Origin of the sequence: Nocardioides sp., assembly GCF_035481145.1 — a bacterium.
Taxonomy (GTDB): Bacteria; Actinomycetota; Actinomycetes; order Propionibacteriales; family Nocardioidaceae; genus Nocardioides.
Window position 1 is genome coordinate 20,779 of sequence record NZ_DATIHB010000088.1, and the last position, 8,568, is coordinate 29,346.

An 8,568-nucleotide genomic window follows, 5' to 3' on the forward strand; every position below is an offset into this window, starting at 1 on the left:
CCATGTCCGGCCGCGACGGGCCGCGGCAGGTAACCTGCGCGTGGCACGTATCGAGTCCGCGGAGGATAGATGAACAGCATCGAACGGCTTGCGTTCGACGTGGACGGGCACAACCTGCTGGTCCGGTACTCCATGTCCAGGGCGGTCGAGATGACCGCACTCGTGGTCGGGCTTGGCGACGAGGGGCAGCGCTTCCCGGTCGTCGCGAGCACTGCTGGCGACTACATGTACGAGTCGATCGTCGACCTGCGAGAGGTCGTCGCCCAGTGGCCTGCGGAGACTGGCCGGATGAGCCTCGGGATCGAGAGCGTGCGCGCTGACGGTGAAGTCGTCCGGCACAAGCTCGGCCAGGCGCGGATCACTGAACGTCCGTGGCGTCTGCTGTCCACCGAGGTCGACGGGGTCCATGTGCGCCTGCACGTCGGTCCGCTCGGCTTCACCATGCTCGGTGTCACGGCCGACCCGACGACTGCACGCCTCGAGACGGAGACGCTCGCGTTCCATCCGCAGGGGTCCTCGTTCGAGATCAAGATGCGCGTCGACTCCGACGACGAGCTCATCGACGCGGAGATGGTCCTGACCGAACGGCGGTCGGGCGAGTCGGTGCGAGTTCCCTTGCGCGTCACCCGCGACGAGAGCGCCACGAGCGCGCAGCACGGGCGTCGCCTTGTCCACCTGGTCGAGGGTCGGGTCGACATGGCCACCGTCACCGAGCAGCTGCCGCGCGAGAGCGAGTACGTTCCGATCCACGTCGCACTGCTCCTCGCTGACGGCGAGGAGCGCCGCCGCGAGCTACGGCTCCCCGAAGGAGTCCCCGCGAGCGCCCGGTCCCTCCGCCCGATGACGGTCATCGGCACGGACCAGACCAGCCACTACGTCCCCTACCTGACCTTCAAGGGCCAGCGGATCAGCCTCAAGGTCGACCACTTCGAGCCGCACGCCTTTGAGGCGATGCGGCGCCTGCTCCGGTGGGCGTGGCTGATGCCGCTGCTCCGGCTCTGGAAGGGTGTCTGGCTGGTCGGTGAGCTGCCCGACCGCGCCCAGGACAACGGCTACCACTTCTTCCGCTGGGTCCGCGAGCAGCACCCCGGCAAGCGGGTCTACTACGTGATCACCGCCGACTCGCCCCACCGGGACCGGCTCGATCAGCTCGGCAATGTCGTCGTCCGTGGGTCGATCGAGCACGTCCGCTACGCGCTGCTGGCCACCCGCTTGGTCTCCACGCATCTGCCGGAGTACCTCCTGCCCACCCCCGACCCGCGTCTGGTCCGCTATGCCAACGGCGTCCGTGTGTTCCTCCAGCACGGGATCATGGGCATGAAGAACATGGTCGCCAACTACGGCCGTCGCATCTCGGACTTCCAGTGCGACATCTTCCACGTCACCTCCGCACGCGAGCGCGAGATGATCATCAACGACTTCGGCTACCTGCCCAGCCAGGTGCGCGTGACCGGGCTGCCTCGCTTCGACAGCCTGCTGGCGCCGTCCGCCGGAGAGCCGCGCGGACTGCTGATCATCCCGACATGGCGCGAGTGGCTGCTCCGCCCGGAGTTCTTCGTCGAGAGCGAGTTCCTCGAGCGCTGGCGGGGCCTGCTGCACGACGAGCGGATCAAGCGGCTGGTCGACGCAGGCGAGCCCGTGACCTTCATGCTCCACCCCAATCTCGCCCACCACACCGCGCTCTTCGACGCCCCCGACGGGGTGACCGTGCTGCGGCAGGGCGAGCGTGACGTGCAGGACCTCATGCGCGAGCACCGGGCGATGGTGACCGATTACTCCTCCGTCGGCTTCGACTTCGCGCTGCAGGGGCGGCCGGTCTACTACTTCCAGTTCGACCGCGACCGCTTCCTCGGCCGGCACCCCTCCCACCTCGATCCGGTCGCCGACCTGCCGGGCTACGTCGCCGCCCATGCGGAGGACGTCCTGGCAGAGCTCGAGCGTGACTGGCAGGCCGGATTCGCGATGCCTGCCGAGAACGCCCGCCGGATCGCGCGTGTCATCGCACACGCCGACCGTGACAACTGTGCGCGTGTCTACGCCTCGGTCGCTGACGCGGGCGGCCTACGCGGGATGGCGACTCGCATGCGGACGTCGCAGCCGGCGGGGCGGTTCTACGCGAGCTTCCGCAAGAGCGGGGCGTTCCGTCCGGCGATGAAGGCACTGATGGCCGTCGCGCGGCTCACCCCTCGCAGCAACACCATCGTCTTCGAGAGCGGCAGCGGCAAGCAGTACGCGGGCAACCCGCGCGCGATCTACGAGGAGCTGGTCCGGCGCGACAGCGACCTGCGCACCGTCTGGTCGACCACGAGCACCTTCCGGCCGGTCGACCTCGGCACCCGCAAGGTCACGCCGAAGACGCCGCGCTTCTACTGGACACTCGGTCGCGCTCGCTTCTGGGTCTCCGACCAGAATCTCGGCCTGGAGGTCAAGCCCGCCCGCCGGACCTTCTACCTGCAGAGCTGGCACGGTACGCCGCTCAAGCGGATGCAGCACGATGCGATCAGCCAGACCGGCCGCAAGGAGGGCTACCTCGAGCGGGTCACCCGGCAGACCGGCTACTGGAGTGCCCTGGTGTCGCCGAGCCCGTATGCCACCGAGTGCTTTCGCTCTGCCTTCCGCTACGACGGCGAGGTTCTCGAGCTGGGCTACCCCCGCAACGACGTGCTCGCCGGTGAGGGGATCGACGCGCGGCGTGCAGCCACGCGTGCCCGTCTCGGCGTACGCACGGGGACCCGGTTGGTGCTCTTCGCCCCGACCTTCCGTGACAACGTCCGCAACGGCAAGAAGTACGCCTTCCGATCGGGGCTCGACTTTCCCGAGCTCGCCGCCCAGTTGCCCGACGACGTCGTCTTCCTCGTGCGTGCGCACCACGTCACGGGGCGCATGGTCCGCGTCCCGGATGAGCTGCGTGAACGAATCCTCGACGTCACCGACTACGAGGACGCGCAGGACCTGATGGCGGCGGCGGACGCGCTGATCACCGACTACTCCTCGACGATGTTCGACTACGCCCTCACAGGTCGTCCCCAGCTCTTCTTCTGCCCCGACCTGGAGGAGTACTCCACGCAGGTGCGCGGCTTCTACCTCGACTTCGAGGCGCAGGCTCCTGGCCCGATCCTGACGTCGCAGGAAGAGCTCGTCAGCGCACTGCACGACCTCGACGGCATCGCCGGGCGCTACCGGGAGAAGCAGGACGCGTTCGTCGCGCAGTACGGCCCCCTCGACGACGGTCACGTCGCTGCGCGCGTGGTCGACGACCTGCTGGAGCGCTGAGCGTCAGGCGGCGGAGGCGCGGCGCCCGCCCGCTCGATGACGGAACGGTGCGAGCGCGAGGTCGCGCACCCACGCCGGCTCGACGAGGGGCCGCACGAGCAGGCGCACCGGCGGCGTCATCAGCACGATGGTGAGGACGGTTGCGCCCGCGACGATCATGAGGGCGCCGGTCGTGTCGTGTGCGACCGGCAGGAGGTCCCAGGAGATCAGGAGCCGACGGATCACCACGTGCAGCAGGTAGGCGTACATCGTGTAGGCGCCGAGGCCGGTGAGGAAGGGGATCCGCCCGCGCGGGGTCAGCGCGGCGCAGGCCAACGCGAGTCCGATCCCGGCCAGGATGGTCAGCAGGCGGGCGAGCACTCCCTCGGTGCCGGGGATGCCGACGACCTCGTAGGGATCGCGACCCAGCTGGAGCAAGCGGTTCATCGTCTCGGCGTTGACGGCGCAGTAGGCCATGGCGGCGAGGAGGGTCGCGGCCCCCACGCCACGGACCGCGACCGGCCGGAGCCAGCCGGCCAGCCTGTCGCCGTACGTCGCGCCGACGAGGAACGCGGGGAAGAAGAACAGGGTGCGCGACAGCGAGAGGGTGTCGTTTATCTCGGGGACGAAGCCGATGGCGAGAGCGATGGCGAGAGCGGCGACCAGGCCGCCCGCACCGCCCCGGAACCACGGCGCGAGCAGGCGCCAGAGGAAGAGCGACATCAGGAACCACAGTGCGAACGTCGCCACGGCGAACTGCCACTCCAGGTCGAGGCCGTCCGCGTGGCCGTTGGCCAGGGCGATGACCTGGAAGATCGCGTAGGGGACGAGCAGTTGCCAGGTCATCTTCGAGAGACCGGCGGGGGAGGCCTGCAGTCGTTGGGCGGTCCAGCCCGCGGTGATCGCGAACAGCGGGATGTGGAAGGCGTAGAGGAAGTTGGACAGCGCAAGCGCCGCGCCGCTGCTGTTGCGGCTCGAGCCGACGGCATGGCCAACGACGACGAGGATGATCGCGACCAGCCTTATGTTGTCGAGCCAGGCGTCACGAGGTGCCGAGGCGGAGCGAGCCGGGGCGGACGAATTCGTCATCGAAGCATCTCCCGCAACTGAGGCCCGAGGTACGGGGCCAGAGTTTGGTTGAAGGTCGCCGTCATGTGTGACCCGTCGAAGTAGGCGACCACGCCGCCGACGACACCGCGGCAGACCGTGCCCTCGCAGATCCGGTCGGTGAGGTCGATGCTGCTCAGCAAGGGACTGGACAGGCCCGTGACGGCGTCGATGGCCGGATCGGGCGGCAGCCAATTGGAGCGCGGTGCGGAGCAGGCCTTGGCGTCCTCCGGGTGCTCGGCGACGCAGTCGGGGATGGACTCGATGCCCGTCCGCGTCGGGGCAGGGGTGTCCCGCAGGACGACGGTCGGCAGCTTTGCCGTGACGAACTTCTGGAAGTGGCGACGGTAACCCTCTTCGTACGCCGGGAGGCTGGCGACGACCGATGGGGCACCCCACGCCGTCACCGAGATCCGGTTGGAGACGACGACCAGGTCGGGCGAGGACGCGACGATGCGCGTGGTGGTCTCGCGTCCCCAGCGCCGGCAGCTGACGGCGTCTGCGTGGGTGTCGAAGGTCTGCTCGACGTCGGCGAGTGCGCACCGCGAGGCGAGATAGGTGGTGACCCGCCAGTGCCGCTGCTTCGCGATCCGGTCCAGCGCCGGGAGCCAGTGGCCGGCATGGGAGTTGCCGGTGAGTGCAACCTCGACGGTGCCGTCGGGATCACCGAACGTGCAGGTGATCGCCGGGAAGTCAGGGGTGTACGACCAGCAGTCCTTGCCGCCCGAGACCTCGGGGTAGGCCTCCGACTTGTCCTTGGCGGCCAGCGCAGGCCTGGGAATCGGCGGTGCGGTTGTCGGAGCGCACCGGTTCACTGGGTCGGTGGCGCCAGCACCGAGGCAGGGGTCATGCTCGGCCAGGGCGGCTGCCAACGTCTCCTGGTTGCTCTCCTCAAGGTGGTGGACGCGGGCGATGACCAGCGTGCTCAGCGCAAGCACGACGCCCATGCCGGCGGCGCCGAAGGCATAGGTCCCGGCCAGTCGGCGGTTCCACGCCGGGGTGCGGAAGGCATCCTCCACCCAGACCTTGGTTGCGGCCGCCAGCACCAAGGTCAGCGCGAGGATGATGATCGCGTCGATTCGGGTGCGCCCGTGGTTCTGCAACGCTGGCACCAGGACGATGAGGGGCCAGTGCCAGAGGTAGACGGCGTACGAGACATCGCCGAGCCACTGCACGGCCCGGTTGCCGAGGATCGTCAGTGGGGAGAGGAAGCCCGCGGGTGCGTCGGCCATGATCACGAGTGCGGCCGCCGCCACGGGCAGAGCCGCCTGCCAGCCGGGGAACGGTGTCTGGCCGGTGTAGGTGAGTCCCACCGCGAGCATGCCCAGGAGGCCCGCCCACGAGAGCGCGATGCGCAGGCGAGCACTGAGCCGGGCGAAGAGACCGGCGCTCGCGGCCACGGCCACGAGGCCGCCGATGCCCAGTTCCCAGATCCGGGTGGGGGTGACGAAATACGCCGCGGCGGGGTTCGTCGCGGTCTGGTGGACCGACCACGCGAACGAGGCGAGGACCACCGCGCCCAGGCCCAGCGCGTAGCAGGCCTTGGGGGCGCGTCGCGTCGCCAGGGCGAGCATGCCGAGCAACAGGATCAGCACGGGCCAGCCGAGGTAGAACTGCTCCTCGACCGAGAGTGACCAGAAGTGCTGCACCGGCGAAGCGGCCGACTCTGCGGCGAGGTAGTCGACGGCGTCGCCAGCGAGTCGCCAGTTGATGACGTAGAGCGCGGCGGCCTTCGCTTGCTGGGCGGTCGACTCCCACCGGGTGTCCGGAAGGATCGCCCATGACGCGACGACGGTGACCGCGAGCACGAGGAGCGACGCCGGCAGCAGTCGCCGGATCCGGCGTCCCCAGAAGACCAGGAGGTCCCGTGGCACCTGGGGCGGGCGTGCGATGAGGTGGGAGGTGATCAGGAACCCGGAGATCACGAAGAACACGTCGACGCCCACGAAGCCGCCGGTCAGGTGCATCGGCGTCAGGTGGTAGACCACCACGAGCGAGACGGCGACCGCACGGAGTCCCTGGATGTCGAGGCGCAGACCATCGCCGCGCGCGGCATTGTGGGACATGGAAGAGGGCTCCTCGGGCTCAGGGGTCGCGTAGCGGAGGCTACAGAGCGTGCCCGGGCGTGACCAACTTGTCCGGACCGGCCTGACTGGGGGCACTCTCGACGGTCGAACACCGAGAGGTGTAGCCCACCCGGACTACGCCGCTCGGCGGATGGCACGAACCGGACACCTCCACCTACCGTGGGCGGACCGGTGGCCTTGGGAGGGGCCGCCCCGTTCTGGAGGGAGTGGGGACATGACGATCCGACGTGTTCCGGACGCAGGAGACAGCCGCCTGACCTGCGCGTGCCATGCCGAGCTGCGCGACCTTGCCGCGCTTCTGGAGGAGCGTCACGGCAGTGGCCGCCTCGCGATCGCCTCAGCCGACGAGGACTGGCGGGTGCCCGCCTGAGAGGCGGCACCGCGGCATCCCGGCTCGTGCCCGGGAGAGGTCACTCCACCCAGTCGCCGACCAGCCAGTCGGCGTTGGCGCGCATGTGCGCGACCGCAGCCAGGTGCAGGGCGGACTTCCGCCAGGCATCGAAGGCCTCCTCGTCGGCGAACGTCGCGTCCTCGACGATGACGGTCCCCTTGCGGTCGTCCAGGCTCGGGGTGATCACCCAGCGGCTCGCGCCCGATCGCGGCCGTGCCGCCTCCAGTGCTGCCACGGCCGCAGGTGCGTCTGCGCCGTCGTGCAGCTTGAACAGGACTACGTGGCGGTAGGACATGGTGTGCGTCCTACGAGCTCGCCACGAGGACGTTCAACACGCGCGGAGCGTGGAACCTGCGCTGAAGGCCCGACGCTGCCACCTCGGCGAGGATGCCCAGGTCGGACAACTGCCCGACCAAGGTGTTCGCGCGCCCGTAGGAGACCTGGAGGCCCTTCTGCACCTGCCGGACGGTGAATGAGGTATTGGCGACCGCGAAGTCGACGAGGGACTGTGCGCTGTCGGCACGGAGAGGGGAGGCCTTGACGATCTCCTTGAGTTCACGCTGGACGTCGACGAGAGCCAGCATCTGGCGGTGAGTGAGATCGGCGGATCCACGGAGGCCCTGCGCGAAGAAGCGGACGAACCCATCCCAGTCGCCCTCCGTGCTCACGGCGAGAAGCCTGTCGTAGTAGTCGCCGCGACGGGCCTCGAACCAAGGTGACACCGTCAGGGTCGGCTCTGTGAGGACACCCGACCCGTAAAGGTCGAGGACGACGAGCAGTCGGCCGAGGCGTCCGTTTCCATCGCGGAAAGGGTGCAGGGTCTCGAACTGATAGTGGGTCATGGCAGCGCCGACCACGGGATCGATGGCGGCGGAGTGGTCTGCGCTCATCCAGTCGACGAGCTGTTGCATCGACCCTTCCAGGCCCGGCCCTGGAGGTGTCGGGACGAAGCGAGCGTTCTTGACGGGAGGCAAGGCGGGGTCGCCGCCAGCGCGAAGCCCGATGACCACCTGCTCATCCCGCAGTCGCCCCGAGACAGATTGAAGGGGTGTCCCGATCATGAGCAGACCCTGGAGATCGCTCAGGAAGGAGGGGGTGAGCGGTCGCCCTTCTCCTACCCAGGCGAAGGCATGGTTGGCCATGCGGACGTAGTTGAGGATCTCGCGCATGTCCGCTGAGCCAGGCTCCTCGTCGTCCGCAGTGAGGACCTCCGCGAGGGGAGCGTAGGTGCCTTCGAGGGCTGAGGTGCTCTGGGCTTCCTTGCGGAGGGTGGGGTTGCGGAGAAGGGTGGGATTGGGAAGCCGCTGCGCGGTGCTGTCGAGAGCGGCAAGTGCGGCGCGGGCCTCTGAGACGGCACGCCAGGTTGGCGTGGACAGGGTGGGGCCGTCGTGGCTGAGCGGCTCGGGGACGAACGCCCGATGATCCCAGGAGCCGGTGACGGGGTCAGATCCGGTGATCCTGACGAGTTCGCCAGGACTGTCGTTTCCGAACATGGCCAGATCCATGATGTCAGTCTATGGGCACTTCACTGACATGACGTGGTACCTCGTTGCACTAAACGCACATGCATGTCGCACATGCAGCGAGCGGCGGCCACCCATGAGGGGTGACCGCCGCCCGGCGTACTGGTCTCGACTCCGCGGCCTCAGCCGTGCTCGATCTGGCTGAGCATCCTGCGGGGCTCGGCTCCGGCAGGGCTCGTTCCTCGCCCTACCTCCGCCTCACTCCTCG

At 68.8% G+C, this 8,568-nt stretch carries 6 protein-coding genes; 2 read left to right on the forward strand and 4 right to left on the reverse strand.

Annotated elements, in window-relative coordinates; all coding sequences use genetic code 11:
• Positions 1–69 precede the first annotated feature (69 nt).
• Complete coding sequence (locus VLF38_RS07645; protein WP_325270679.1) at positions 70–3,273, forward strand: CDP-glycerol glycerophosphotransferase family protein; 3,204 nt, start codon at positions 70–72, stop codon at positions 3,271–3,273.
• A gap of 3 nt (positions 3,274–3,276) precedes the next feature.
• Here VLF38_RS07645 and VLF38_RS07650 read toward each other — a convergent pair whose 3' ends face one another.
• Positions 3,277–4,341, reverse strand: a complete 1,065-nt coding sequence (locus VLF38_RS07650) for an acyltransferase family protein (RefSeq protein WP_325270680.1) — start codon at positions 4,339–4,341, stop codon at positions 3,277–3,279.
• Entirely contained in the window at positions 4,338–6,425 is a 2,088-nt protein-coding gene (locus VLF38_RS07655) for an acyltransferase family protein (RefSeq protein ID WP_325270681.1), read from the reverse strand. The genes VLF38_RS07650 and VLF38_RS07655 overlap by 4 nt, the downstream gene beginning before the upstream one ends.
• A gap of 235 nt (positions 6,426–6,660) precedes the next feature.
• Here VLF38_RS07655 and VLF38_RS07660 point away from each other — a divergent pair, with 235 nt between their 5' ends.
• Positions 6,661–6,816, forward strand: a complete 156-nt coding sequence (locus VLF38_RS07660; RefSeq protein ID WP_325270682.1) for a hypothetical protein — start codon at positions 6,661–6,663, stop codon at positions 6,814–6,816.
• Positions 6,817–6,856: 40 nt separating this feature from the next.
• Here VLF38_RS07660 and VLF38_RS07665 read toward each other — a convergent pair whose 3' ends face one another.
• Positions 6,857–7,132, reverse strand: a complete 276-nt coding sequence (locus VLF38_RS07665) for a Dabb family protein (protein ID WP_325270683.1) — start codon at positions 7,130–7,132, stop codon at positions 6,857–6,859.
• 10 nt (positions 7,133–7,142) lie between these two features.
• Positions 7,143–8,342 (reverse strand): Fic family protein, encoded by a 1,200-nt coding sequence (locus VLF38_RS07670; protein ID WP_325270684.1) that lies wholly within the window; start codon positions 8,340–8,342, stop codon positions 7,143–7,145.
• Between the last annotated feature and the right edge of the window lie 226 nt (positions 8,343–8,568).

What these genes read in the sequence shown, in the direction of transcription:
- VLF38_RS07645 (WP_325270679.1), top strand. Translation starts at nt 70, where the DNA reads ATGAACAGCATCGAACGGCTTGCGTTCGACGTGGACGGGCACAACCTG.
- VLF38_RS07650 (WP_325270680.1), bottom strand. Translation starts at nt 4,341, where the DNA reads ATGACGAATTCGTCCGCCCCGGCTCGCTCCGCCTCGGCACCTCGTGAC.
- VLF38_RS07655 (WP_325270681.1), bottom strand. Translation starts at nt 6,425, where the DNA reads ATGTCCCACAATGCCGCGCGCGGCGATGGTCTGCGCCTCGACATCCAG.
- VLF38_RS07660 (WP_325270682.1), top strand. Translation starts at nt 6,661, where the DNA reads ATGACGATCCGACGTGTTCCGGACGCAGGAGACAGCCGCCTGACCTGC.
- VLF38_RS07665 (WP_325270683.1), bottom strand. Translation starts at nt 7,132, where the DNA reads ATGTCCTACCGCCACGTAGTCCTGTTCAAGCTGCACGACGGCGCAGAC.
- VLF38_RS07670 (WP_325270684.1), bottom strand. Translation starts at nt 8,342, where the DNA reads ATGGATCTGGCCATGTTCGGAAACGACAGTCCTGGCGAACTCGTCAGG.